Annotated in this window: 22 protein-coding genes; 11 read left to right on the forward strand and 11 right to left on the reverse strand. The window is 59.4% G+C overall.

Going from position 1 to position 23,858, the window contains the following annotated elements:
• Nucleotides 1–99 precede the first annotated feature (99 nt).
• The 4 genes from L9O85_RS13890 to L9O85_RS13905 are packed head-to-tail and all read left to right on the forward strand — an operon-like array spanning nt 100 to nt 3,840.
• On the forward strand, nt 100–603 hold the full coding sequence (locus L9O85_RS13890) for a TRAP transporter small permease (protein ID WP_108980344.1): 504 nt from the start codon (nt 100–102) through the stop codon (nt 601–603).
• Nucleotides 600–1,886, forward strand: coding sequence for a TRAP transporter large permease (locus tag L9O85_RS13895; RefSeq protein ID WP_276758601.1), 1,287 nt, complete (start codon nt 600–602; stop codon nt 1,884–1,886). Before L9O85_RS13890 ends, L9O85_RS13895 begins: the two co-directional genes overlap by 4 nt.
• Before the next feature lie 29 nt (nt 1,887–1,915).
• On the forward strand, nt 1,916–2,956 hold the full coding sequence (locus L9O85_RS13900; RefSeq protein ID WP_276758603.1) for a TRAP transporter substrate-binding protein: 1,041 nt from the start codon (nt 1,916–1,918) through the stop codon (nt 2,954–2,956).
• Between the two features lie 32 nt (nt 2,957–2,988).
• Nucleotides 2,989–3,840: an MBL fold metallo-hydrolase gene (locus L9O85_RS13905; protein WP_276758605.1), complete on the forward strand. Its 852-nt coding sequence runs from the start codon at nt 2,989–2,991 to the stop codon at nt 3,838–3,840.
• 110 nt (nt 3,841–3,950) lie between these two features.
• On the opposite strand, the gene rpsI is transcribed toward L9O85_RS13905, so the two are convergent.
• Both rpsI and rplM read right to left on the reverse strand, forming a co-directional pair.
• Nucleotides 3,951–4,355, reverse strand: coding sequence for a 30S ribosomal protein S9 (rpsI, locus tag L9O85_RS13910; protein WP_050623262.1), 405 nt, complete (start codon nt 4,353–4,355; stop codon nt 3,951–3,953).
• Nucleotides 4,356–4,373: 18 nt separating this feature from the next.
• Nucleotides 4,374–4,802 carry a 50S ribosomal protein L13 gene (gene rplM / locus L9O85_RS13915; protein ID WP_301578963.1) on the reverse strand — a complete coding sequence of 143 codons (429 nt, stop codon included), beginning with the start codon at nt 4,800–4,802 and terminating at the stop codon, nt 4,374–4,376.
• A 266-nt stretch (nt 4,803–5,068) separates the two neighbouring features.
• On the opposite strand from rplM, the gene L9O85_RS13920 reads away from it, so the two are divergent.
• The 3 genes from L9O85_RS13920 (at nt 5,069) to L9O85_RS13930 (ending at nt 9,250) form a co-directional block, all read left to right on the forward strand.
• Nucleotides 5,069–5,833, forward strand: a complete 765-nt coding sequence (locus tag L9O85_RS13920) for a tRNA 2-thiocytidine biosynthesis TtcA family protein (protein WP_108980340.1) — start codon at nt 5,069–5,071, stop codon at nt 5,831–5,833.
• Between the two features lie 155 nt (nt 5,834–5,988).
• Nucleotides 5,989–6,696: a coenzyme F420-0:L-glutamate ligase gene (locus tag L9O85_RS13925; RefSeq protein WP_256182272.1), complete on the forward strand. Its 708-nt coding sequence runs from the start codon at nt 5,989–5,991 to the stop codon at nt 6,694–6,696.
• Nucleotides 6,697–6,898: 202 nt separating this feature from the next.
• Nucleotides 6,899–9,250 carry a stalk domain-containing protein gene (locus L9O85_RS13930; RefSeq protein ID WP_301578966.1) on the forward strand — a complete coding sequence of 784 codons (2,352 nt, stop codon included), beginning with the start codon at nt 6,899–6,901 and terminating at the stop codon, nt 9,248–9,250.
• A gap of 162 nt (nt 9,251–9,412) precedes the next feature.
• Here L9O85_RS13930 and L9O85_RS13935 read toward each other — a convergent pair whose 3' ends face one another.
• The 9 genes from L9O85_RS13935 to L9O85_RS13975 all read right to left on the reverse strand — a co-directional run bounded on the left by L9O85_RS13935 (nt 9,413) and on the right by L9O85_RS13975 (nt 18,800).
• Entirely contained in the window at nt 9,413–10,738 is a 1,326-nt protein-coding gene (locus L9O85_RS13935) for a hypothetical protein (RefSeq protein WP_276758010.1), read from the reverse strand.
• 2 nt (nt 10,739–10,740) lie between these two features.
• Nucleotides 10,741–11,649 (reverse strand): PstS family phosphate ABC transporter substrate-binding protein, encoded by a 909-nt coding sequence (locus L9O85_RS13940; protein ID WP_276758013.1) that lies wholly within the window; start codon nt 11,647–11,649, stop codon nt 10,741–10,743.
• 147 nt (nt 11,650–11,796) lie between these two features.
• Entirely contained in the window at nt 11,797–12,369 is a 573-nt protein-coding gene (locus tag L9O85_RS13945) for a prolyl-tRNA synthetase associated domain-containing protein (RefSeq protein ID WP_050623255.1), read from the reverse strand.
• 206 nt (nt 12,370–12,575) lie between these two features.
• Nucleotides 12,576–13,877: a phosphopyruvate hydratase gene (eno, locus tag L9O85_RS13950; protein ID WP_050623254.1), complete on the reverse strand. Its 1,302-nt coding sequence runs from the start codon at nt 13,875–13,877 to the stop codon at nt 12,576–12,578.
• Between the two features lie 109 nt (nt 13,878–13,986).
• Nucleotides 13,987–15,501, reverse strand: a complete 1,515-nt coding sequence (gpmI, locus tag L9O85_RS13955) for a 2,3-bisphosphoglycerate-independent phosphoglycerate mutase (RefSeq protein ID WP_301578970.1) — start codon at nt 15,499–15,501, stop codon at nt 13,987–13,989.
• Nucleotides 15,502–15,704: 203 nt separating this feature from the next.
• Nucleotides 15,705–16,478, reverse strand: a complete 774-nt coding sequence (gene tpiA / locus L9O85_RS13960; protein ID WP_050623252.1) for a triose-phosphate isomerase — start codon at nt 16,476–16,478, stop codon at nt 15,705–15,707.
• A 314-nt stretch (nt 16,479–16,792) separates the two neighbouring features.
• Nucleotides 16,793–17,989: a phosphoglycerate kinase gene (locus tag L9O85_RS13965; RefSeq protein WP_256183141.1), complete on the reverse strand. Its 1,197-nt coding sequence runs from the start codon at nt 17,987–17,989 to the stop codon at nt 16,793–16,795.
• Nucleotides 17,990–18,043: 54 nt separating this feature from the next.
• Nucleotides 18,044–18,532, reverse strand: coding sequence for a tRNA (cytidine(34)-2'-O)-methyltransferase (locus tag L9O85_RS13970; RefSeq protein ID WP_301578972.1), 489 nt, complete (start codon nt 18,530–18,532; stop codon nt 18,044–18,046).
• Nucleotides 18,533–18,617: 85 nt separating this feature from the next.
• The gene (locus L9O85_RS13975) at nt 18,618–18,800 is read right to left on the reverse strand and encodes a hypothetical protein (RefSeq protein ID WP_050623249.1); all 183 of its coding nucleotides are present in this window, start codon (nt 18,798–18,800) and stop codon (nt 18,618–18,620) included.
• Nucleotides 18,801–18,909: 109 nt separating this feature from the next.
• On the opposite strand from L9O85_RS13975, the gene L9O85_RS13980 reads away from it, so the two are divergent.
• The 4 genes from L9O85_RS13980 (at nt 18,910) to L9O85_RS13995 (ending at nt 23,838) form a co-directional block, all read left to right on the forward strand.
• On the forward strand, nt 18,910–19,521 hold the full coding sequence (locus L9O85_RS13980) for an MBL fold metallo-hydrolase (RefSeq protein WP_050623248.1): 612 nt from the start codon (nt 18,910–18,912) through the stop codon (nt 19,519–19,521).
• Between the two features lie 173 nt (nt 19,522–19,694).
• The gene (locus L9O85_RS13985; RefSeq protein ID WP_301578973.1) at nt 19,695–20,750 is read left to right on the forward strand and encodes an ABC transporter ATP-binding protein; all 1,056 of its coding nucleotides are present in this window, start codon (nt 19,695–19,697) and stop codon (nt 20,748–20,750) included.
• Complete coding sequence (locus L9O85_RS13990) at nt 20,747–22,783, forward strand: DUF7088 domain-containing protein (RefSeq protein ID WP_077138693.1); 2,037 nt, start codon at nt 20,747–20,749, stop codon at nt 22,781–22,783. Before L9O85_RS13985 ends, L9O85_RS13990 begins: the two co-directional genes overlap by 4 nt.
• Nucleotides 22,783–23,838 (forward strand): DUF4340 domain-containing protein, encoded by a 1,056-nt coding sequence (locus tag L9O85_RS13995; RefSeq protein WP_301578975.1) that lies wholly within the window; start codon nt 22,783–22,785, stop codon nt 23,836–23,838. Before L9O85_RS13990 ends, L9O85_RS13995 begins: the two co-directional genes overlap by 1 nt.
• The last annotated feature ends 20 nt before the right edge of the window (nt 23,839–23,858 follow it).

Genomic DNA, 23,858 nt, shown 5'->3' on the forward strand with positions numbered 1-23,858 from the left:
ATGAAATAATCAAAAATTCTGAGTTTTCAGCATTTAACTCTCCATTTATACTGAAGGCACTCAAGGCCTGAGTAACAATTTTGTGAAAGGAGAGTCTGCATGTTTAAAAAATTTTTACGCGCCCTGAATCAGCATTTGGAAGAGTATCTAATCGCACTGTTTTTAATTGCAATTACATTCGTTATGCTTCTTCAAATTGTAATGCGATATGTATTTCAGCACTCCTTATCTTGGCCGGAAGAATTTAGCCGCTACTGTTTCGTTTATATTACCTTTTTAACCTTTGGTTACTGTATTCAGCATGACTCTATGCTTCGGTTAGATATTATCAAAGAGGTACTGCCGAAAAAAGCTTGGGATGTACTTCAGGTTATAGTTATCCTAATCTCAGCAGCATTTTTTCTCATCATGCTTTTATACTCTTTTGACTTGCTTCAATCAATGAGAGAGACTGGCCGAGTAAGTGCCGCGTTAGGTATTCCATATTTTTATATTTATCTTTCTACTACGGTCGGTTTCGCATTGGCCCTTTTCCGTACAGCACAGCGTATCTGGCGTGCTCTCGCAGGGCATTTTAAAAAAGGGGAGGTATTATCCTTATGACAGCGGCTATGTTTTTGGCATTTATTTTGTTCCTAATCCTCTCCTTTCCGGTAGCCATTGCTATGGGTCTCTCTTCCTGTGTTCCCGCCTTAATAGACTCAAGTTTCTCAGCTGATTTTGTCTATATTATCCGGACAATGGTGGTAGGCATTGATTCCACTCCTATTCTAGCCATTCCCTTATTCATTATTTCGGGTACTATGATGGCTCAGGGGGGGATCTCCGGAAAGCTCTTCGATGTATTCTCCTATTTCTTAGGAAATAAAACTGGCGGTCTGTTATGTGCTACGATTGCGACCTGTCTTTTTTACGGTGCAATCTCCGGTTCTGGTCCGGCAACCTGTGCCGCTGTAGGAGCTATGGCCATTCCTCTGTTAGTCTCTCTTGGTTATGATAAGGCGTTCTGTTCCGCAATGGTGGCCACCGCTGGAGGCCTGGGCTTAATTATTCCTCCCAGCATTTCATTTGTTAATTACGCCCTTGTCACTGGTACCTCTGTTACCTCCCTATTTATGGCAGGAATCCTGCCCGGATGTCTTATTGGTGGATGCCTAATGCTGTATTGTTACATTTACTGCCGTGTTCACGGGGAAGATAAGGAAAAGATCCGCAAAAACTATGAGCAGCTCCACCGCCGAACAATTTTTCAGGTACTACGCAGCGCCTTCTGGGCTTTGCTTTCCCCTGTAATTATTTTGGGAGGAATATACAGCGGCATCTTCTCCCCCACAGAAGCAGCCTGTATTTCTGTTGTATATGCTGCTCTGGTCTCTGTCTTTATTTACCGCACCATTTCCCTAAAGCAACTTTGGACTCTTATGCTGGAGTCGGTCCACGCCTGCGCGCCTCTTTGTGCATTGCTCGCTCTTGCAACTGCTTTCAGCCGGATCCTGACCATGCTCAATGCCCCACAGGTCTTGGCTTCCTTCCTTTCTGGTATAATTTCCAGTCGCATTTCTTTCCTTATTTTACTTAATATAGTACTCCTGATCTTAGGTATGTTTATTGACGGTGCACCCGCCATTCTTATTCTCTCCCCGCTACTTATGCCTATCGCCCAGCAGTTCGGTATAGATCCTGTTCATCTTGGCATTATCATGGTGTGTAATCTAGCTGTCGGCCTTGCTTCTCCTCCTTTCGGTCTGAATCTGTTTGTAGCCAGTTCCACAAATGGGGCCCCCATTATGGAGATCAGCCGAAAGGTCGTGCCCTTTATCCTTGCATTTCTTGTAGCTCTGATTTTGATTACATTTGTTCCATCCATTTCCCTGTGCTTAGTTTAAATCTCTATTTTTTATAAGGAGTAATTTATATGAAAAAAATATTTGCTCTGGCTATGTCTGCCGCACTCATCCTCAGCGGCTGTTCCTCCAATGCGCCCACCAATCCTGCGGTCTCAGGCTCCTCTGTTTCAACAGCTTCTTCCTCTGGGGAATATAACTTTACAATAGGTACCTCCGCTACCAAAGATTCTACAATTGGACAAACCATGCAATACGCGGCCGACCTCATTACAGAGCGCACTGATGGTCGAATCACGGTGACCTGCTATCCTGATTCTCAGTTAGGATCAGACAGCGAACTAGTAGAGGGGGTCCAACTGGGTAGTATTACTATGGTGATCGGCAATACTGCACCCCAGGTCACTTTTGTTCCGGATCTTGCCCTCTTTGACCTTCCAAACACCTATGTAGATATTACTCAGGCGCAGACTGTACTCTCTGACTTTACCGAAAAAATGATCCCTAGCTTTGATAATACAGGCCTGCATTTGTGCCAGATATTTCCAACCGCATTTCGCTATATGTCGTGCAGCCAGGCCATCGACAGTATTGATGATTTTTCCGGTATTCAAATTCGTACTATGACCAATCCTTATCATATGGCCTATTGGAATTCCCTCGGTGCTACTGCAACCCCGCTCGATTTTAGTGAGCTCTATATCGGTTTGCAGCAGGGGTTGGTAGATGCACAGGAAAATCCTTTGGATATTTTTCTGAGTTCAAAGTTCTATGAGCAGCAGGACTATGTCATCAACACCAAACACAATGTATTTGTCGCAACTCTGCTAATGAACCAAGACACCTGGGATAGCCTGCCCAGCGACTTGCAGGAAATTCTGAATGAGTGCTTTGTTGAAATTGGCCAGTATGGTACTCAATTGGGCCAAACGGCAGAGGAGGCCAACCTTCAGGCTGTCCGAGATACTGGCGTAACCATTATCGACTTAGATGATACTACCTTATCTCAGATGCGTGAGAAAGCCCAGCCTGTTTACGATATGATCCGGGAAGATGTGGGTGCAGATCTGGTAGATGACTACCTTGCTGCTATCGATGCTGCTGGGAAATAATTGCTCGGATGCCGGAAGGAGAATTTTTTATTATGAAAAATATTCGCAAACCATCCCGCATTATGACGGCATACGATTTCTGTAATACCGGAAGCACTACCATTTACTGGTTGTCTGGGGCTGGCTTTTTGATTAACTGTCATGGAACTTGTATTTTGATCGACCCTGTTCTTATGACAGCATCAGGCGATGCCTCCCGCAGCGAGTCTGGCCTACCGCTCAAAGTCACCCTCCCTCTGGATCCTGACTTAATTCCTGATCGATCTATCATCCTTTATACCCATGCTGACGCAGATCACCTAGGCCCTGGTACAGCACTGGCGCTGGCAAAAAAAAATATTACTATGGTAGGCACTTTGCGTGTCTTTGAACGTCTTGTTCGACTCGGTGTTCCTCATGAAAATATTCAGATTCTGCGTATTCATGAACATATGGATATTTCCGGAGTCCAGATACATTCTGTTCCTGCTGACCATCCCTGGCAGCTTAAGGACTTAGAGCGGGGTGGCCCTCCCTACCGGATGGGAGAATGCTGTGGCTTTCTTATAGATGCACCGGAGGGTCGTCTCTACTTTCCGGGAGATACGCGCCTGATGGAATATCATCTTTCTCTCTCAGATATTGATGTTTTGGCGCTGGATGTTTCTACCTGCGAGTATCACTTGAACCACACATCTGCTATTGTACTGGCAAATCATTTTCCAAAGGCCTATTTGCTTCCTTTTCATTATGGTACTTATGACTGTCCCACTGTAGCAGCCCACTGTGGAGAACCTGAAGATATTTATCCCTATATTACAAATTCATTACAACGTGGTCTTATTTTAGCCCCAGGGGAACCTTTTGTTGTTCCTTTCAAATACAGCGCTAAAAGTTCTTCTTAAATGTTGGGCCCACTTTTTTAAAAATTTACTGCTTAAAAAGTAACTTTGTTTGCTACAAAAGAGGGACGCCGCTTCTGCGGCGTCCCTCTGGGAGCACTTGTAGGAAAAAATCAGCGCTTGCTGAACTGGGGCGCACGGCGGGCGGCCTTCAGACCGTACTTCTTGCGCTCCTTCATACGAGGATCACGGGTGAGGAAGCCGGCGGCCTTCAGGGCGGCGCGGTTATTCTCGTCAGCCAGCAGCAGGGCGCGGGCCACACCGTGGCGGATGGCACCGGCCTGGCCAGTGACGCCGCCGCCGGAGACGGTGGCCACGATGTCGAACTTGCCCTCGCTGCCGGTGGTCACCAGGGGCTGGCGGACCAGCAGCTTCAGGGTCTCCAGGCCGAAATACTCATCGATGTCGCGGCCGTTGATGGTCACGGCGCCAGTGCCGTTGGGGAACAGATGAACGCGGGCCACGGAGGACTTCCGACGGCCAGTGCCATAGAAATAAGGCTTCTTGCTCTTATACATGCTCGTCTACCTCCTTGCTTACAGAGCCCACAGCTCAGGCTTCTGAGCGGCGTGCTCATGCTCACCGCCGCGATAGATCTTCAGGCGGGACATGGAATCCTTGCTGATCACATTGCGAGGCATCATGCCGCGGACAGCCAGCTTCATGGCCAGCTCGGGGCGCTCCCGCATCAGGGTGCTGTACTGCACTTCCTTCAGGCCGCCGATCCAGCCGGAGTGGGTGCGGTAATACTTCTGCTCCAGTTTCTTGCCGGTGAGGACGGCCTTCTCCGCATTGATGATGATGACGAAGTCGCCGCAGTCGGTGTGGGGGGTGTACTCAGGCTTCAGCTTGCCCCGCAGCAGGTTGGCGGCGGCGGCAGCGGTCTTGCCCAGAGGCTTGCCAGCAGCATCGAGGACGTACCACTTACGCACGATGTTCCCCTTGTTGGCCATAAAAGTGGACATAGGTGAGACCTCCATTTTCTTTCCTTATCTGAAAAATCATTTTGCAGACAAAATCAGTCGCTCCCCTGTACAAGCGGAGCGTTTTGTATTATAGTATTTGGGAATCCCAATGTCAACGGGTTTTTCCATCTTTTTTAATTTCTATTTCATAATCTCCCGTTTTCTCTTGTTTTCTGTTATTATCTCTTTTTATCTCATTTTCAATTTGAATTTTATTTTTTGAAAAAAGTTGTGAAAATGAGGAAAAAACCTGAAAAGGAGGCCCTATGAACCGAATCCTTTCTCTGGTCCGCCGCTGTGTGGAGGACTACGACATGATACAGCCTGACGACCGGGTGGCGGTGGGGGTCTCCGGCGGCAAGGACTCCCTCACCCTTCTGGTGGCGCTGGCCAAGCTGCGGGAATTCTACCCCATCCCCTTCACAGTGGAGGCCTTCACCCTGGACATGGGGGCGGCAGAGGGCCGGCCCGGGATGGACTTTTCTCCTATTGCCCAGTTGTGCCGGGAGATGGAGGTCCCCTACACCATCCTCGGCAGTGAGATCCAGCACATCATTTTTGATGTGCGGAAGGAGAAAAACCCCTGCTCCATGTGTGCCAAGATGCGGAGGGGGGCCCTCCACAGTGCCCTGCTGGAGCGGGGCATCCACAAGATCGCACTGGGCCACCACTACGATGACGCAGTGGAGACCTTTTTCATGTCCCTCATCTTTGAGGGCCGCCTGTCCTGCTTCCAGCCTGTCACCTGGCTGGACCGGACTCAGATCACCCAGATCCGCCCCCTGCTTTACTGCGGGGAGAATCTGGTGCGTCACACCGCCCGGCGCCTCTCTCTCCCGGTGGTGGAGAACCCCTGCCCTGCCAACGGCAACACCAAGCGCCAGGAGATCAAGGAGCTGATCTACGAGCTCCAGGGCCGCTACCCCGGACTCAAGTCCCGGGTCTTCGGCTCCATGCAGCGCCTCCCCCTGCCCGAGTGGGGCCCGGTGGAGCACCGCCGCCGCCCTCTGCCGGAAGAGATCGGCGAATAAGCGGGAAAACTTGCGCCAAAGCGTGGAAAACAGGAGCCCCTGGTGATATAATAGGAAAATCAAATCAACGCACAGGACTGGATGCCCTGGAAAACTGGGCATCCTTACCTTGATACAACGCAGCGGCAGGACTGCCGCCTGAGAGGAGCATCTCCATGAGCGAAGAACAGAGCACCTATTCCGCAAACCCCGGCAAGCAGCTGGTCCGCACGGTGGACGGGGTGGACTACCAGCGTATCCCGGTAAAGACCCACCTGATCACCAACACTGACGACATGGCCGACGTGGTGGTCCGCTACGCCAAGGACCGGATGCAGGAGGGGGACATTCTTTTCATCTCCGAGAAGGCGGTGGCCTGCACCCAGAACCGGGCCATCCCCATGGAGGACATCAAGCCCCGGAAGCTGGCCGTCACCCTCAGCCGCTATGTGACCAAGACCCCCGCCGGCATCGGTCTGGGCATCCCGGAGACTATGGAGATGGCCCTGCGGGAGTGCGGCACCCTGCGCATCCTGTTCGCCGCCTTCTGCAGCGTCATTGGCAAGCTGTTACGCCGGAAGGGCTGGTTCTACATCGTGGCCGGGCCCAAGGCCCGGGGCATCGACGGCCCCACCGAGGGCACCATCCCTCCCTATGACCACTACGTGGTCCTCACCCCCGCCGACCCCATGGGTACCTCCCGCAGGCTGGCCCAGGCTCTGGGCCACCCGGTGGCAATCGTGGACATCAACGACCTGGGGGCCAACATCCTGGGCTGCTCCCAGAAGGAGCCCTCCATGGCCCTGCTGGCCAGGATCCTGGGGGACAACCCCTTGGGTCAGTCCAGTGAGTGCACCCCAATGGGCATCATCCGCAAAGTATGACATACGAGCCCGCGCCCCGGAGGGAATCCTCCGGGGCGCCGCTTTTTACTCCCTCTTTGTCTTGAATTCATTTATATCTTTCATGAATTTATGCAAAAATTAGAGTTAAAGTTTATTTTATCCGTGATATAATTTATTTATATCTCTCCACTTTTTATTTAAACAGCACAAATCCAGGGATCTATCTGAAAGGAGCATCTTCATGAGGAAATCGATCAAACATCTCTTTGGCCTTACCCTCGGTGTGTCTCTTGCCCTGGGGCTCATCTCCTCCGCCTCGGCAGAGGGCAGTGTTTCTGTGCAGGTAGACGGCAAGACGGTACAGTCCGCCGCATACATTGATCAAAACGACCGCACCATGGTCTCGCCGGATATCGCGGACGCTCTGGGACTGACTCAGAAGCAGGAAGGCTCCAGAGTACAGTTCACCCGGAACGGCGTCAGCACCTATTTCACCGGTAGCGATGCCACTTTTTCCGGCTCTGAGATGGACACTGTCCCTGCTCTGCGGGATGGGACCTTGTACGTCCCCCTCGCTTATCTGGCCCAGGCTTACAACATGCCGGTCTCCTGGGATGCAGGTTCCAAGGCAGTCTCTGTGTCTACCACCTCCACAGGCCCCATCTCGCTGGATGGCGTACCGGCCCCCGCCTTTGATTACTCCGATGCCAACCAGCTGCCCATGACGGGCTATTTCAGCAAGACTTTGACCTATCCCGATCTCCAGGGGAACTCGGCCCAGCGAGAGGCCTACATCTATATCTCCGAGCATGCCTCCTGTCGGCCCTATTTTTACGTGATCGCCCTGCCCGACAAGGTCGATCCCACCCAATTTCTGATGGAAAATGGCTGGTTCGATTTGGCGGAAGAAAACGGCGAATGTCTGTTTGTGCTGGCCCCCGGCAGCGGCGGCTGGGGGTCCGTGGAGGAAGAGTTGCCTTTCTTGACTGCCGCTCTCTCCTGGCTGAACACGCCTGTGGCCGACGAGGCCGATCCCAACGCGCCTGACAAAAACAAAAATTACTGGTCCGCCTTTGGCGAGTGGTATTTTGTAGGCTATGGTGAAGGGTGTGCCCCTCTGGAGGCTTGGTCAGCCAAAAATCCCATCTTCGTCATCGCTCAGGTGTATCTGAACGGCGTCAGCGCCGGCGAGGCATATCTGTCCGAAGTAGGCAGCCAGGTCTATGCGGTAGGCACCAACGGCTATGACATCACAGAGAATGTGAAGAGCCGCCTGGCGGCCCGCGGCGATCAGATGATCACCAATCAGGACATCCCTGTTCCCACTTGGTTCGTCAACTATGATGCCGCGGACCACAGCCTTCAGTATTGGAAGACTGCCAACGACTGCTCCCCTTCCGGCACCCAGAACGCCGACTACGGCACCGTATATGTCCAGGCCGGGGACTCTGACGCCTGGCAGACCCAGTATGCGGGCCCCATCTCCAAGGTGGCTGTGGACAGCCGACAGTCCCTCTCCGGCCGGGAGATCCATGATTTCCTGACCTGCTACACCCGCTATGACAACACTTCCGCCTACGGAAATGCCCTGATGCTGCGGGGGGATTATACCGACGTGATCGTCAACGCCCACAAGTCCCCTGACCGCTATGCTGAACAGAAGGTCACTATGCCCGATGGCGCGACCGCCACAATGATCTGCACCATCGTGGACATCGAGGGCGAGCCCCGCGAGATCCTGTTCTACATCCCTGACAACGCATCCGAACTCCAGCCCGACGGCGCCCCTGTCATCACCGTCTGGGCTGGCGGCAGCCAGACCAACATCATCTTCTTTGACTCCACCTGCTGGTGGGAAACTGCAAACCAAAACGGCATCGCGCTGATTTTTACCAACGAAGCCTACAACACCTCTGTCGCTGTCACCCCCGCCGATGTGGATGCCTGCTACCACGCCATGCTGGATCTCCTGGAGGGTTGGAATGACTCCGGCAAATTCCAGTTTGATCTCAGCCGGATCTACAGCACCGGCCAGTCCATGGGCTCTATGGAATCTCAGCAGTTTGCCCAGGAGACCCCGGATTACTACGCCGCTGTAGCCTCCACCTCTTTCTATCAGGACTATCCCGACGCCCACTCTGACAAGCCCATCCCCACTTACCTGATCAATGGCGAGGGCAATGGCAAAGATGACACCGGCACCCCCTATGACGACCGCTGGAACCGCACAGACGACTGGGCACAGTATTTCCTGCGAGTCAACGGCTTTGTGTACACCCCGGCGGTTTACGCCGCTGACGGAACAGTCACCACCTTCGGCGTGCCTGTCTCCGAGCCTGTTTTCACCGTCACAGGCCCCTATGACCGTTTCGAGACCTATACCTGGATCAATGGACAGGACATTCCCCTGGTCCAGTACACCAACAGCTTGTACCGCCCCCACAACTGCCTGACCTCCGAGATCCCCATGCTGTGGGACTTCTTGGAGCACTACCGCTGTGAGCGGGACGAAGACGGCGCTGTGACCGCCCGCTACTACAGTGCCTCCGCCTTCGAACGGGACGATCAGGTCCTGATCCAGTTTGGCGCCTGATTCTCTGGCACTGCGTCCCGCTCCGCTGATCCGCCAAAGCGTCTGATGATCATCTGCAAAGTATGACACGCGCGCCCCGGAGGCTTTCCTCCGGGGCGCGTGATCTTATGCAGTCTCCATGCCGCCAGAATGGATCCCTCCTGTCCGTCCCCCTGTCAAGGCTCACCAGTCCTCCAAGGGCTCCTGCTGGTCGTCCCCCAGGCCCAGAGTGCGGCGGTAGAGGAGCTCTCCCGTCCTTGTGTCATAGCAGCTCACCACCTGCCGGCCGGAGACCTTCTCCTCCAGCTGCAGGATCTCACCTGTAAGGTAAGGGTAAGTATAGGAGGGCACATCCTCCATCCACAGCGCTCCGTCCTCATCCAGCAGGTCACAGCTCCCGTCAGTCCGCTCTCCCATCAGCAGGACGGGCCCCTCCTCCCCCATCTCGTCCCGCACGAGGGAGATGGATGTATAGGTCCCGGCCTCCACCACCGGCATGCCGTCCAGGCGGTAGACCGCCCCGGACGGAGAGCTCTGCCGGGAGCTGCTGTCATTGAAAAAGAGCAGGCCCCGCTTCAGGGTGCAGTAGAGCTCGGTGCCGCCGTAGGGGATCTCACAGATCTGCCCGCCGATCTCCAGGCGGGTGCAGCTGCCGTCGAAGGTATCCTCCCCGTCAAAGTAGGTGTAGCCCTCCCCCCGGCCCACGAGCCAGGTGTCCTGGATGGCACGCCACTCCCCCGGCTCCTCCTCCCGCACCCGGCCCAGAGACAGGTCCAGCAGCCGATTCCGGCTCCGGCTCTCGTCGGTCCAGCCCATCCACACCAAGTCATCCCGCCAGGTCGGCTCGAACATCAGCCGCTCCCAGTTCATCACCTCGGCCGCCATCTCCGGAACGGCCACCAGCTCCTCCCAGGGCCACTCCCCCTGGACGGTCCCGTCCGTGCCCAGCCAGCAGACCCCCTCCGGCCCGTAGAGGATCAGGCCCTCCGCCCCGGCGGCATAGGTCCACCACCGGGCGGGGGTGCGCCAGCTGCCGTCCCGGGCGGCCACCGCCAAAAGGGTGCCGTCCCCATAGGGCCAGCCTCCCTCTCCCACCGACTTTTTCAGCACCAGCAGGGGGAGAAAGACATCCGTCCCCTCTCTGTCGTAATAGGTAGGGACCTCCACCCGGGTGTACACCGACTCCGTCACCAGCTCCCCCGCCCGGGTCATCAGGCCGTAGGTCAAACTGTCATAGCGAAAGGGACCCCCCTCCCACTCTGCCGCATTGATGACTGTCCCCGCATAGGGGTAGAGGGGGCCGTAGTCCTCCCCGGGGATCAGATCCTCCCCGATCCCGCCCGGCCACGGAGTCTCCACGTCGGGGAGGGACCCCGCCCGGGTCTCCAGAGCCTCCCAGTGGGTCCGCACCCGGACCTCCGGCTCCTCCGGGGGCTCCGCCGCCGGGGCGGGGGCGCACCCCGCCAGCAGCACCAGGGCCAGGACCCAGGCCGCGCCGCGCCCTCTCATATTCACCCCTCCTGTTCCAGAATGGACACATAGCCCTCCTGGGCCACCAGGGACTGGCCCTCCTCTCCCAGCAGCCAGTCGTAGAGGATGCGGGCGGGGCTGTCCTCCGCCTCGTCCTTGTCCATGACAGCGTAGTAAGGATTGAGGAAAGGATATTCCCCGCTGCGGATGGTGTCCGGGCTGGGGGCGGTCCCGTCGATGGAGAGCAGCTTCAGTCCCTGGGCCATCTCCATATCGTGGGCATAGTAGTAGACGGTGTAGCCGATGGCGGCGGGGCTGTTGTCATACTGCCGCACCCCCTCCAGCAGAGAGGACATGGAGCCCGCCGTGTAGTCTACCGGAGGCTCCATCATCTCCAGGCCGTCCATCACCAGCTTCTTCATCAGGGCCTGGCTCCCTGCCTCCGGGTTGCGCTGGAAGGGGATGATGTCCCGGTCCTCGCCCCCCACCTGGCTCCAGTTGGTGATCTCCTCGGTATAGATCTTTTGGAGCTGCTCCGTGGTCAGGCCGTCCACCGGGTTGTCCGCGTTGACTACAAAGACCAGTGCGTCGGTGGCGAAGGGGGTCAGGAGCCACCGGTCCCCCGCCTCCAGCCGCTCCATCACCGCCTGCTCTGGCTCGCCGGCCAGCAGCAGGTCGGCCTCCCCCGCCATAAGTGCCTCATAGGAGGCGGTGGTGCGGGAGAACTGGACCAGATCGGCCACCTCTTCCCGGCTCTCTCCCAGCAGGACGGAGCACACCGCCTCCGCCAGGGGGACGGCGGAGGTGGACCCGTTGAGCCGGGGCATATTCTCCCGGGTAAAGACGAACTCCTCTGTCGGCGGATCGCTCTCCTCCGGCGGAGCGGCGGCGCATCCCGCCAGGATCACCAGGGCCGCCAGCAGGGCGGGCCATACGCGGGTCTTCTTCATCCTGATCCTCCTCTCTTCCAGCATGGCTCGGGGCAAAAGGAAAGCCCCTTTTTCCTTCTGCCTCCATCATACCAGAGCCAGGGGAAAAAGGGGTTGCGAAAGGTTTGCAAACCGGTGGCAAAGAGAGACAAAACGGCTACGATTTCGTTACAGACCTCCGCCCTGCTCCGACAGGCGCGGGTCCGGCAGGTCCAGATAGGTGGGGGTATGGCCGGTGGCCTCCACGAAGCGGATCATCTCCTCCCGCTCCAGGCACAGGGTGGAGGTGGAGATCCCCGGGTGTCCGCTGAGATACCGGTCCTTCAGCAGGTCCCGGTCGATGACCAGCCGTACCTGTGCCTGCGTATCGAACATCAGCTCCAGGGCGCTCACCGAGCCGGGGATGGTGCGCAGCAGGCGCTCCATATGCTCCGGGCCGGCAAAAGAGAGTCGGGAGCAGCCCAGCAGCGGGGAGAGGTCCTTGGTCTTGAAGGGCTTGTCCCCCGGCATCATCAGCAGGTAAAAGTCAGTCTGCTGCCGGTTGCACAGAAACAGGTTCTTGCAGATGCGGGCCCCCAGGGTCCGCTCGATGAGCAGGCAGTCCTCCATGGTGTCGGCATGGTCGTGATCCACCCGGGTGAAGGAGATGCCCAGCTCTTCCAGTTTGTCGTAGACAGCCAGCTCCTGGGGGATACGGTCATCGGAGGGGCGTCCCTGGTAGACGGTGGGGTCGATGTACATAGCGGTCCTTCCTTTTCTTCAATGGTCTTGCTGCATCATACCACAGCTGGAACAAAAAGTACAGTCCGGCGGCACAGAAGGGACTGGATGGCCGTCGCCGCTTCCCAGTGCACGGCGCGCCCCATCTGCGATGGGGCCCCCAGGAGCTGGACGACAGGAAGAGCAAAGCCGCCCGATTGGGCGGCTTTGCAGCAAAATTTGAAAACTTACTTCAGGTTGAAGAACGCCTTCATGCCGGGGTACTCCGCGATGTCGCCCAGCTCCTCCTCGATGCGGAGCAGCTGGTTGTACTTGGCCACTCGGTCGGTGCGGCTGGGGGCCCCGGTCTTGATCTGACCGGCGTTGGTAGCCACGGAGATGTCGGCGATGGTGGTATCCTCGGTCTCCCCGGAGCGGTGGGACACGATGGCGGTGTAGCCGGCCCGGTTTGCCATCTGGATGGCATCCAGGGTCTCGGTCAGGGTGCCGATCTGGTTGACCTTGATGAGGATGGAGTTGCCCACCTTCTTCTCGATGCCGGTGGCCAGGCGCTCCACGTTGGTGACGAACAGGTCGTCGCCCACCAGCTGGACCTTGTCGCCGATGGCACGGGTCAGCATAGCCCAGCCCTCCCAGTCGGTCTCGGCCATGCCGTCCTCCAGGGAGACGATGGGGTAGGTGTCGGCAAACTTCTTCCACATGTTCACCAGCTGCTGCTGGGTCAGCTTCTTGCCGGACTTGGGCTGGATATAGCACTTCTGCTCCTCGTCCCACCACTCGGAGGAGGCGGCGTCGATGGCGATCTTGAAGTCCTCACCGGGCTTGTAGCCGGCCTCCTCGATGGCCTTCACGATGACCTTCAGGGCATCCTCGTCCTTCTTCAGGTTGGGGGCGTAGCCGCCCTCGTCGCCCACACCGGCGGCGGGGGTGCCGTTCTCCTTCAGGGTGTTCTTCAAAGTGTGGAACACCTCAGTGCACATGCGCAGAGCCTCATGGAAACTGGGGGCCCCCACGGGCATGATCATGAATTCCTGGATCTCCACGTTGTTGGTGGCATGGGCACCGCCGTTTAGGATGTTCATCATGGGCACAGGCAGCATCTTAGCGTTGGTCCCGCCGATGTAGCTGTACAGGGAGACACCCAGGCTCTCTGCCGCGGCCTTGGCGCAGGCCAGGGAGGCGCCAAGGATAGCGTTGGCGCCCAGGCGGCTCTTGTTGGGAGTGCCATCCAGGTCGATGAGCATCTTGTCGATGGCCACCTGGTCCAGCACGTTGGTGCCGATGAGGGCCTCAGCGATCTCGGTATTCACGTTGTTCACCGCGGTCACCACGCCCTTGCCCTGGTAACGGCCCTTGTCGCCGTCCCGCAGCTCGCAGGCCTCATAGATGCCGGTGGAGGCGCCGGAAGGGACCGCGGCGCGGCCCACAGTGCCGTCCTCCAGGTAGACCTCCACCTCCACGGTGGGGTTGCCCCGGCTGTCCAGGATCTCGCGGCCCAAAACGTCTACGATCTCAATGATCTGCTTCATGATAATCAGTCTCCTTTTTTCTTTTATGGGCGGGTCCTCCCGCCCGGAGCGTATATGCCCTGTGCAGCAGCTCCGCACCGGTGCATCGGTCCAGCGGGGGCCCAGTCCGTCAGTTGACGATCAGAGTCTCCCCGTCCATCTCCTTGGGCTTTTCCAGGCCCATCAGGTCCAGCATGGTGGGGGCGATATCGGCCAGGCGGCCGTCCCGCAGGCGGACGCTGGCCCCCACGATATAGAAGGGCACCAGGTTGGTGGTGTGGGCGGTGAAGGGCTCCCCATCCTCGTCCGCCATCCGCTCGGCATTGCCGTGGTCGGCGGTAATGAGAGAGACGCCGCCCATGCGGGAGGTGGCTTCCACCACCCGGCCCACGCACTCGTCCACGGCAGTCACCGCCCTGCAGGCAGCCTCATACACGCCGGTGTGGCCCACCATGTCGCAGTTGGCAAAGTTCAGGATGATGACATCATAGGCTCCGCTCTCGATGCGCTTGACCGCCTCCTCCGTCACCTGATAGGCGCTCATCTCCGGCTGGAGGTCGTAGGTAGCCACCTTGGGGGAAGCGATGAGCACCCGGTCCTCCCCGGGAAAGACCGTCTCAACGCCGCCGTTGAAGAAGAAGGTGACGTGGGCATACTTCTCCGTCTCAGCGATGCGCAGCTGGGTCAGCCCCAGCTTGCTGATATACTCGCCGAAGATGTTCTCCAGCTTCTGCCGGGGGTAGGCCACCGTCACATTGGGCATGGTAGCGTCGTACTCGGTGGTACAGACAAAATCCACCGGGACGAAGCCCTTTTTCCGCTCCACATCCTGAAAGTCCTCATCCACAAAGCAGCGGGTGATCTCCCGGGCCCGGTCGGGGCGGAAGTTGTAGAAGATGATGGAGTCGTTGTCCCGGACCTGAGCCCCTTTGGCGCAGACCACCGGCTCCATGAACTCGTCGGTGACGCCGGAGTCATAGGACTTCTGGACAGCGGCGGCGGGGTTCTCCTCAAAGATCCCCTCCCCCAGGGCGATGGCATCATAGGCCCGCTGCACCCGGTCCCACCGCTTGTCCCGGTCCATGGCGTAGTAGCGGCCCATGACGGTGGCGATCCTGCCGGTGCCCAGCTCATCCAGCTTGGCCTGGAGCTGCTCCACATAGCTCTTTCCAGAGCTGGGGGGCACGTCGCGGCCATCCAGGAAGCAGTGGACATACACCTTCTCCAGCCCCTGCTCCTTGGCCATCTTTACCAGGGCGAACAGGTGGGTAATGTGGCTGTGGACGCCGCCGTCGGACAGCAGGCCCATCAGGTGCAGGGCGGTCCCCCATTCCCGGCAGTGCTCCATGGCCTCCAAATAGGCAGGATTCTTGAAGAACTCCCCGCTGTCGATGTCCCGGCTGATGTGGGGCAGGTCCTGGAATACCACCCGGCCCGCGCCGATGTTGGTGTGGCCCACCTCGCTGTTGCCCATCTGCCCCTCAGGCAGGCCCACGTCCAGGCCGGAGGCAGACAGGCGGCACCCGGGACACTCCTTGAAGATATTCTCCAGATGGGGCTTCGGCGTATTTTCCACCGCATTGCCCGGATATTTGGGGCCCAGGCCAAAGCCGTCCATGATGATCAAAGTTGTTGGTGTTTTCATAGAAACCCTTTCTTGAGAGAATCCAGAGGGAAGGGGCATGAAGAGCAGGCTCCCGCTCCGCATTCCGTGTCTTCCTCTCCGTGTGTTTCGATGGTGCGGGATGGGGAGAGGCAAAATGCCTGCCGCTCCCCCGCTCCGCCTCTCCCAACAAAACCCGCTGCGCTGGGCTTTCGTTGGGGACCCATCCGGCATGGACGGCTCGCTTACTCCTGGTTTGCCGCGTTGATGATCTCCACGAAGTCCGCAGGCTTCAGGGAGGCTCCGCCAATCAGGCCGCCATCCACGTCGGGCTGGGCCAGCAGCTCGGCGGCGTTCTTGGCGTTCATGGAGCCGCCGTACTGGATGGTGACGGAGCGGGCCACATGGGCGCCGTACAGCTTGCGGATGACAGCACGGATAGCCTGGCACACCTCACCAGCCTGCTCGGCGGTGGCGGTCTTGCCGGTGCCGATGGCCCACAGAGGCTCATAGGCGATGACCACATGGCGCATCTTGTCGGCGGGCACGCCGGCCAAGGCAGCCTTCACCTGATAGGCGATCAGCTCCATGGTCACTCCCAGCTCCCGCTGCTCCAGGCTCTCGCCCACACAGACGATGGGGTTCAGCCCCACCTCCAGGGCGGCGTGGACCTTCTTATTGACGGTGAAGTCGGTCTCGTTGTAGTACTGGCGGCGCTCAGAGTGGCCAATGATAACATACTTGGCCCCCGCCTCCTTGATCATCTCCGCAGTGATCTCACCGGTATAGGCGCCGTGGTCCTCATAGTGGCAGGTCTCCGCGCCAATGGCGATGTGGCAGTCCTTGAACAGGCGGACGGCGGTGGTGATATTGACGGCCGGGACGCACAGGACCACGTTGCACCACTTTCCCCGGGGCATAATGGGCTTGATCTCCTCGGCGAACTGCTTGGTCTGGGAGAGGGTGTTGTTCATCTTCCAGTTTCCGGCAATAATGGTCTTGCGATATCTTCTGTTCATGGCGGTAAAGCCCCTTTCTATTTTTCCTTCTCTTCCTAGTTTGTTACACACTTGAGCCTAGTCTGCCCGGATCTTGGCTTCCCAGCTGTGATTTGTCCCGCACTACGCCGCAAAACTTAAAAGCATCACTACAAGAAGGACCCCCAGAATGGTCAGAAGGATATTTCTCATTTTTTTGTTCATGCACGATCCCTCTTTCCTGTATCTCAGCGTCGTCAAAGCATGCGCCATATTTTTCACTTTCGCCTGCCGGTGAAAGCCCATCCCCATTTCGCTGGGCTCGCGCGGGTTCCCGGAGCTGCCCGGGCAGTTCTTTATTTATCCAGCAGGCAGGCTACGCCGGGCAGCTCTTTGCCCTCCATGAATTCCAGGCTGGCGCCGCCGCCGGTGCTGATGTGGGTCATCTTGTCGGCATAGCCCAGCTGCTGCACTGCGGCCGCGGAGTCGCCGCCGCCGATGATGGTGATGGCGTCCGTCTTTGACAGAGCCTCGGCCACCGCCTCAGTCCCCTTGGCAAAGGCGGGGAACTCGAACACACCCATAGGGCCGTTCCAGATCACTGTGCCCGCGCCGGCTACGGCGCCGCAGTACAGCTTCACGGTCTCGGGTCCGATGTCCAGGCCCTGCCAGCCGTCGGGAATCTCCCCGGCCTTGACCACCTGGCTGTTGGCGTCGGGTGCAAAGGCGTCGGCGCACACGGTGTCCACCGGCAGAAGCAGCTTCACGCCCTTAGCCGCCGCTTTCTGGACCATCTCATTGGCGTAGCTCTCCCAATCGGCCTCCAGCAGGGAGTCCCCCACCTTGCCGCCCTGGGCGGCAGAGAAGGTGTAGGCCATGCCGCCGCCGATGATGATGGTGTCGGCGATCTCCAGCAGGTTGTTGATGACCCCGATCTTGCTGGATACCTTGGAGCCGCCCAGGATGGCCACCAGGGGGCGCTTGGGATCGGCCAGGGCGCCGCCGATAACTTCCAGCTCCTTCTGGATGAGAAAGCCGGACACAGCGGGCAGGTAGTCGGCCACGCCGGCGGTGGAGGCATGGGCGCGGTGGACCGCGCCGAAGGCGTCGGACACGTACACGTCGGCCAGAGAGGCCATGGCCTTGGCCAGGGCGGGGTCGTTCTTGGTCTCGCCGGGCTCAAATCTGGTATTTTCCAGCAGCAGGATCTCGCCGGGCTTCAGGGCGGCGGCCTTGGCCTGGGCATCGGGGCCCACCACGTCCTCCGCCATGATGACCGGCTTGCCCAGCAGCTCGCTCAGGCGGGCGGCCACCGGCTTCAGAGACAGCTCGGGCTTGACCTCGCCCTTGGGCTTGCCCATGTGGGAGCAGGCGACCACCGCAGCGTTCTGCTCCAGCAGATACTGGATGGTGGGCAGGGCGGCACGGATGCGCTTGTCGTCGGTGATGACGCCGCTGCCGTCCTTGGCCATGGGCACGTTGAAGTCGCACCGCAGCAGCACCTTTTTGCCCGCCACATCGATGTCGCGCACTGTCTTCTTGTTGTAGTTCATTCTTCTATGAGCTCCTTTCTTTCTCGTCAGGCGTGGGAAAGGGAAATAAACAGGTCACAGCCCCTCCGCCATCTCGCCCTGCCCGGACAGCCCGGGAAAGCCCAGCTGGCGCAGGGCCTCGTAGGCCACCACTGCCACAGAGTTGGCCAAGTTCAGGCTGCGGGTGTCAGGGCGCATAGGGATGCGGATGCACCGCTCCCTGTGCTCCTCCCGAAAGCCCAGGGGGAGGCCCGCAGTCTCCTTGCCAAAGAACAGGTAGCAGCCATCCCGGAACTGGGCCTGGTCATAGCTTCGGGGCGCCTTGGTGGTGGCCAGCCAGAGGTCGGGAGCGGGATGCTCGGTAAAAAACTGCTCCAGTCCGTCGTAGACCCGCAGGTCCACCATGGGCCAGTAATCCAGCCCGGCCCGGCGCACCGCCTTCTCACTGATGTCGAACCCCAGAGGGCGGATCAGGTGGAGGCGGCTGCGGGTGGCGGCGCAGGTCCGGGCAATGTTCCCGCAGTTCTGGGGGATCTCCGGCTCTACCAATACGATGTTCAGCAATGGGTCCACCTCGCGTTTCGGCTATCATTGTATTCCAATTCGCCCGGAAATTCAACTGTAATTTGGTCGAAAAAATGCAAAAAAATCAAAATTTCCCCCAAAATAGCTTCAAGTGCAATTTTGAAGTTCTTCTATGCGCATTTTCGTTCTCTTTTTCCCGATTCTCTGTTTTTTCCTCTCCTTGTTTTCTTTTCCTTCCCCTCAACCTGCCGCTTCCCCTGCCCATCCGCCCATCAGCAGCTGCCTTCCCGCCTTTTTCCGCCTTCAAAGAAGGGCCTCCTGGATTTTCTGTTTTCAAACGGAGAAAAGCGTGCTATAATTTTATTATTCCTCTCCATATTTTGCCCATCCAAACCCATATCAGGAGGTATTTTGAAATGAAATTGATCTGGAACGGCCACTCCTGCTTCACCCTGGCCACTGAGGCGGGCACCCTTGTCATCGACCCCTATGAGGACGGCTCCGTCCCCGGTCTGTCCCCCCTCCATCTGGAGGCTGACGCCGTCTATTGCAGCCACGAGCACCGGGACCACGGCAACCGGGCCGCGGTGGCCCTCAGCGGGAAGCCCTGTGCCGTGGAGGTGGAAGAGCTGGCCACCTGGCACGACGAGGTTCAGGGCGCCAAGCGGGGCCCGAACACCATGCGCATCTTTTCTGCCGAGGGGCTTCGGGTGGCCCATCTAGGAGACTTGGGCTGCGGCCTGACACCGGAGCAGGCAGAGGCCCTGTCCGGTCTGGACGCTCTGCTCATCCCGGTGGGCGGCTTCTACACCATCGATGCCGGCCAGGCCAAGGCGGTAGTGGACCAGCTCAAGCCCCGGGTGGTCGTTCCCATGCACTACCGCGGCAAGGACTTCGGCTACGAGGTCATCGGTCCGGTGGAGGATTTCCTCGCCCTTCAGAGCGGCGTGGTGCGCTATGAGGGCAACGTCCTGGAGCTGACCCAAGACACCCCCGCCCAGACGGCGGTGCTCACCTATCTGGGCTGAGCCTGCCTGGACAGCCCCTTCCCGCTCTCAGCGCGTCCTGGGACACTTTCGTTCCGGGACGCGCCCTTTTTGTTCCCAAAATGTTTACAAAATTTCGGCCAGCCTTTCAGGTTTCTTTCAGCTTTGGGTGTTATCCTGTTCCTGATCTTTGATTTGGAACGGGAGGTTAGACCGTGATCGAAGTAGAAAATCTGGTGAAGCGGTACGGCGGCCATCTGGCGGTGGACCACCTGAGCTTCACAGTGGAGAAGGGCTGCGTCTGCGGCTTCCTGGGCCCAAACGGCGCCGGGAAATCCACCACCATGAATATGATGACCGGCTATCTCGCCCCCACTGAAGGGGAGGTCCGGGTAGACGGCCACAGTGTGACTCAGGACCCGGCGGGGGCCAAGGCCTGCATCGGCTATCTGCCGGAGCAGCCGCCCCTCTATGTGGACATGACGGTGCGGGAGTATCTGGAGTTCGCCGCCGGGCTCAAGCGGATCCCCAGGGGAGAGCGGGCCGCTCAGCTGGACCGCATCCTGGAGATGACCCGGACCGCCGACGTGTCCGGCCGGCTGATCCGCAACCTCTCCAAGGGTTACCGCCAGCGGGTGGGGCTGGCCCAGGCGCTGATCGGCTTTCCACACATCCTGATCCTGGATGAGCCCACTGTAGGCCTGGACCCCAAACAGATCCTGGAGATCCGCGCCCTGATCCGGGAGCTGGCCCAGGAGCACACGGTGATCCTCAGCTCCCACATTCTCTCCGAGGTCCAGGAGGTCTGCGACCACATCTTTATCATCCACCACGGCCGGCTGGTGGCCCAAGGCACTCCGGCCCAGCTGGAGCGGGAGCTGGCAGGCACCCCTGCCATCACCCTGCTGCTCAAGGCCGCCCCGGAGGAAGGCCGGGTCCTGCTCTCCGGCGTCCCCGGCGTAGCGGAGGTGGCGCCGCTGCCCTGCGGGGAGGCGGGCGCTGCCCTGCTGCGCCTGACTCCCGCGGAGGGGGCCGATCCCAGGGAGGCCGTCTTCCACGCCTGTGCGGGGGCGGACCTGCCGATCCTGGAGATGAGGCGGGAGTCCCTGTCCCTGGAGCAGATCTTCCTGGAGCTGACCTCCGACGCCTCCGCCGCCGGACAGGCTGGCGGCCGCAGGCGCCCCTTCGGGCGCAGAGATTCGGCGGAGCCGGAGCCCGCTCCCGCTCCGGAGACAGCCATCACGAAACACGGAGAGGAGGCGGAGCCATGACTGCGGTCTACAAGCGGGAGCTGCGCTCCTATTTCACCTCCATGGTGGGGTATGTGTTCATCGCCATCCTCATCTTTTTTGTAGGCATCTACTTCATGGCCTACAACCTGTTCGGCGGCTACCCCTCCTTCGGCTATGTCCTGCTCAGCTGCACCATCATCTTCATGGTGGCCGTTCCCATCCTCACCATGCGCTCCATGGCGGAGGACCGGCGGGGCAAGACCGACCAGCTGCTGCTCACCTCCCCCGTCTCCCTCACCGGCATCGTCCTGGGCAAATATCTGGCCATGGTCACCGTGCTGCTGGTCCCCATCCTGCTGATCTGCTTCTGCCCGCTCATCATCGCCATGAACGGCTCCGCCACTCTGACGGCGGACTACGCCGCTATCCTGGCCTTCTTCTGCATGGGCTGCGTGTACATCGCCGTAGGCATGTTCGTCTCCGCCCTCACCGAGAGCCAGATCATCGCCGCCGTGGGCACCTTTGCCGCGCTGCTGGTCCTCTACCTGTGGACCGATCTGGTGTCCTTTCTCCCCGACTCCCTGGCCCAGCTCCTCTCCAGCTTCGACTTCCAGGGCGTGCTGGACAACTTCGCCTATTACAGCGTGTTCGATCTGGGGGGACTGCTGCTCTATCTGTCCATGGCGGCCGTCTTCGTCTTCCTCACCGTGCAGGTCCTCCAGCGCCGGAAGGGGATCACCTCCGCCGCTACCACTGCGGTGGTGCTGGCCATCGCCGTGGTGGTCAACCTGGTGGTGGGGCAGCTGCCCTCTGACCTGGTGGAGCGGGACATCTCGGACAACAGTCTCTACACCGTCAGCGACACTTCTGTGGACTACCTCTCCGCCCTGGAGCGGGACGTGGAGCTGGTCGTCCTGGCCAGCGAGGACACCACGGACCAGCGCATCACCAAATTTCTGCACAACTATGCCGCCCTGTCCGGCCATCTCTCCCTCTCCTTCGTGGACCCTGTGGAGCACCCCTCCGCCCTGACGGAGTATGAGGCAGACCAGAACACTGTCGTGGTCCGCTGTGCCGACACCGGCAGGCAGCGGGTGGTCCCCTTCTCCGACATTTTGGTGGCCGATCTCATGTCCTACTACACCTATGGCACCTATACCTATTCCGAGTTCGACGCCGAGGGGCAGCTTACTTCCGCGGTGGACTACGTCACCTCAGACAACAGCCACATCCTCTATCTCGCCGAAAACCACGGGGAGAGCGCCTTGGGCGGCTCGGTCACCGACGCCATCAGCAAGGCCAACCTGTCTACCTCCACCGTCAGCCTCCTGCTGGACAACGGGGTGCCTGACGACTGCTCCCTGCTGGTCTTCAACCAGCCCCAGACCGACCTGTCCGCCGACGAGGCCCAGATGGTTCGGGACTACCTGGAGGGGGGCGGCCAGGTGATGATCCTGCTGACCCGCACGGACCTGGCCAACTTCAATGCCATCCTCGCCGACTACGGCCTCGCCATGGCCCAGGGCTATATCGGGGACACCGCCCGGTACTATGCCCAGTACGGCCGCTTCTACTTCAGCGCCACCCTGTCCGCCTCCAGCCCCATCACTGCTCAGTTCGGGGACGACGACCTGACTCTGATCTACGGCGCCCACGGCATGACCCAGTGCGATCCGGTCCGTGACACCATCACCGTGACCCCCTTCATGACCACCACGGAGAGCGGCTACTCCGACGCCGGCGGGCAGACCGGCACCTATATCCTGGGCGCCCAGGCGGAGGAGGAGACCGACGGCGGCACCGCCCGCCTCACCGTCTTCACCACCGAGAGCGTAGTGGACCAGAGCATCCTCACCTTCAACCCCAGCATGGTGAACCTGGACATCTTCCTCAACGCGGCCACCTCCGGCATGGAGGACATCTCCGCCATCTCCATCCCCGCCAAGAGCCTGGAGATCACCTATAACACCGTTCTCAACCCGGGCATGTGGAGCACCCTCTATCTGGCCGTCATCCCCCTGGGGGTCCTGATCGGCGGCCTGGCCTACTGGATCAAGCGGAGGAAACTGTGATGAACCGACAGACAAAACAGCTTTTGGCTCTCGCCGGTGTCCTCGCCGTCGGGCTGGGCGCCTACGCCGCCCTGCGGGTCTGGAACGCGGGGGAGGAGGAGCGGGAGGCCGCCCAGGCCGACTATGTGCTCCAGCTCAGCGATGTCACCGCCCTCTCCTTTGATTCCGGGGACGGCCCCCTCTCCTTCACCCTGGAGGAGACGGGCTGGACCTGGGACGGGGACAGCGAGTTCCCGGTGAACGGCACGGAGCTGGACGCCCTCCGAGAGGACCTGGCCGCCCTGAAGGCGGAGCGGATCATTCCGGAACCCGACGCACTGGCCGACTACGGCCTGGAGGAGCCCGCCTACACCCTCACCGCCCGCACTGATTCCGGGGAGTCCACCACCCTGCTTCTGGGCAGCCTGGACCCTGGGGGCAGCCACCGGTACGCCATGCTCGACGGGGGGACGGAGGTCTACACGGTGGACGGCTCCATCACCTCCTCCCTGGACAGCGAACTGCTGGACCTGATGGAGCTGCCCCAGCTGCCTGACCTGGACGAGAAGAACATCACCTCCGCCCAGCTGGAGCTGAGCGACGGCACTGTCCGCCAGCTGACTTCCGCTGTGGAGACCCGGGAGACGGAGGTGGAGACCGAAACCGGCGAGACCGACGAGAACAGGGAGCCCATCTATGAGACCACCACGGAGACGGAGGAGATCACCCTATGGTCGCTGGACGGGCAGCCGCTGCCCGAGGGGGCCGTCGGGCTGGAGGACTGGCTGTACGACCTGTCCACCCTATACCTGGACAGCTGCTCCGCTTTTAAGGCGGACCAGGAGGAGCTGTCCGCCTGCGGCATGGACGGCGCCTCCCTTCTCACCGTCTCCCTGACCTCCGGCGAGACCTTCACCCTGGCCATCGGCGGCCAGACCGAGGATGGCAGCTACGTCTACGCCGCCCTGGAGGCACCCGCCCCCGGCTGCGACCTCTTCCTCATCTCAGCCGATAAGGCCCGGACCCTGTCGGATCTGAACTATGAGTCCCTGTCCGCCGATGAAGAGGCGGAATAAGAAAGTGCCCTCTTCCCGCC

The organism is Lawsonibacter asaccharolyticus, assembly GCF_022453915.1.
Taxonomy (GTDB): Bacteria; Bacillota; Clostridia; order Oscillospirales; family Oscillospiraceae; genus Lawsonibacter; species Lawsonibacter asaccharolyticus.

Excerpts from the sequence above, each read along its gene's own strand:
- gpmI (WP_301578970.1), bottom strand. The coding sequence starts at position 15,501 with ATGAAAACACCAACAACTTTGATCATCATGGACGGCTTTGGCCTGGGC.
- L9O85_RS13940 (WP_276758013.1), bottom strand. The coding sequence starts at position 11,649 with ATGAAGAAGACCCGCGTATGGCCCGCCCTGCTGGCGGCCCTGGTGATC.
- rplM (WP_301578963.1), bottom strand. The coding sequence starts at position 4,802 with ATGTCCACTTTTATGGCCAACAAGGGGAACATCGTGCGTAAGTGGTAC.
- L9O85_RS13945 (WP_050623255.1), bottom strand. The coding sequence starts at position 12,369 with ATGTACATCGACCCCACCGTCTACCAGGGACGCCCCTCCGATGACCGT.
- L9O85_RS13980 (WP_050623248.1), top strand. The coding sequence starts at position 18,910 with ATGAAATTGATCTGGAACGGCCACTCCTGCTTCACCCTGGCCACTGAG.
- L9O85_RS13905 (WP_276758605.1), top strand. The coding sequence starts at position 2,989 with ATGAAAAATATTCGCAAACCATCCCGCATTATGACGGCATACGATTTC.
- eno (WP_050623254.1), bottom strand. The coding sequence starts at position 13,877 with ATGAAGCAGATCATTGAGATCGTAGACGTTTTGGGCCGCGAGATCCTG.
- L9O85_RS13995 (WP_301578975.1), top strand. The coding sequence starts at position 22,783 with ATGAACCGACAGACAAAACAGCTTTTGGCTCTCGCCGGTGTCCTCGCC.
- tpiA (WP_050623252.1), bottom strand. The coding sequence starts at position 16,478 with ATGAACAGAAGATATCGCAAGACCATTATTGCCGGAAACTGGAAGATG.
- L9O85_RS13930 (WP_301578966.1), top strand. The coding sequence starts at position 6,899 with ATGAGGAAATCGATCAAACATCTCTTTGGCCTTACCCTCGGTGTGTCT.
- L9O85_RS13900 (WP_276758603.1), top strand. The coding sequence starts at position 1,916 with ATGAAAAAAATATTTGCTCTGGCTATGTCTGCCGCACTCATCCTCAGC.
- L9O85_RS13895 (WP_276758601.1), top strand. The coding sequence starts at position 600 with ATGACAGCGGCTATGTTTTTGGCATTTATTTTGTTCCTAATCCTCTCC.
- L9O85_RS13965 (WP_256183141.1), bottom strand. The coding sequence starts at position 17,989 with ATGAACTACAACAAGAAGACAGTGCGCGACATCGATGTGGCGGGCAAA.
- L9O85_RS13920 (WP_108980340.1), top strand. The coding sequence starts at position 5,069 with ATGAACCGAATCCTTTCTCTGGTCCGCCGCTGTGTGGAGGACTACGAC.
- rpsI (WP_050623262.1), bottom strand. The coding sequence starts at position 4,355 with ATGTATAAGAGCAAGAAGCCTTATTTCTATGGCACTGGCCGTCGGAAG.
- L9O85_RS13990 (WP_077138693.1), top strand. The coding sequence starts at position 20,747 with ATGACTGCGGTCTACAAGCGGGAGCTGCGCTCCTATTTCACCTCCATG.
- L9O85_RS13925 (WP_256182272.1), top strand. The coding sequence starts at position 5,989 with ATGAGCGAAGAACAGAGCACCTATTCCGCAAACCCCGGCAAGCAGCTG.
- L9O85_RS13890 (WP_108980344.1), top strand. The coding sequence starts at position 100 with ATGTTTAAAAAATTTTTACGCGCCCTGAATCAGCATTTGGAAGAGTAT.
- L9O85_RS13935 (WP_276758010.1), bottom strand. The coding sequence starts at position 10,738 with ATGAGAGGGCGCGGCGCGGCCTGGGTCCTGGCCCTGGTGCTGCTGGCG.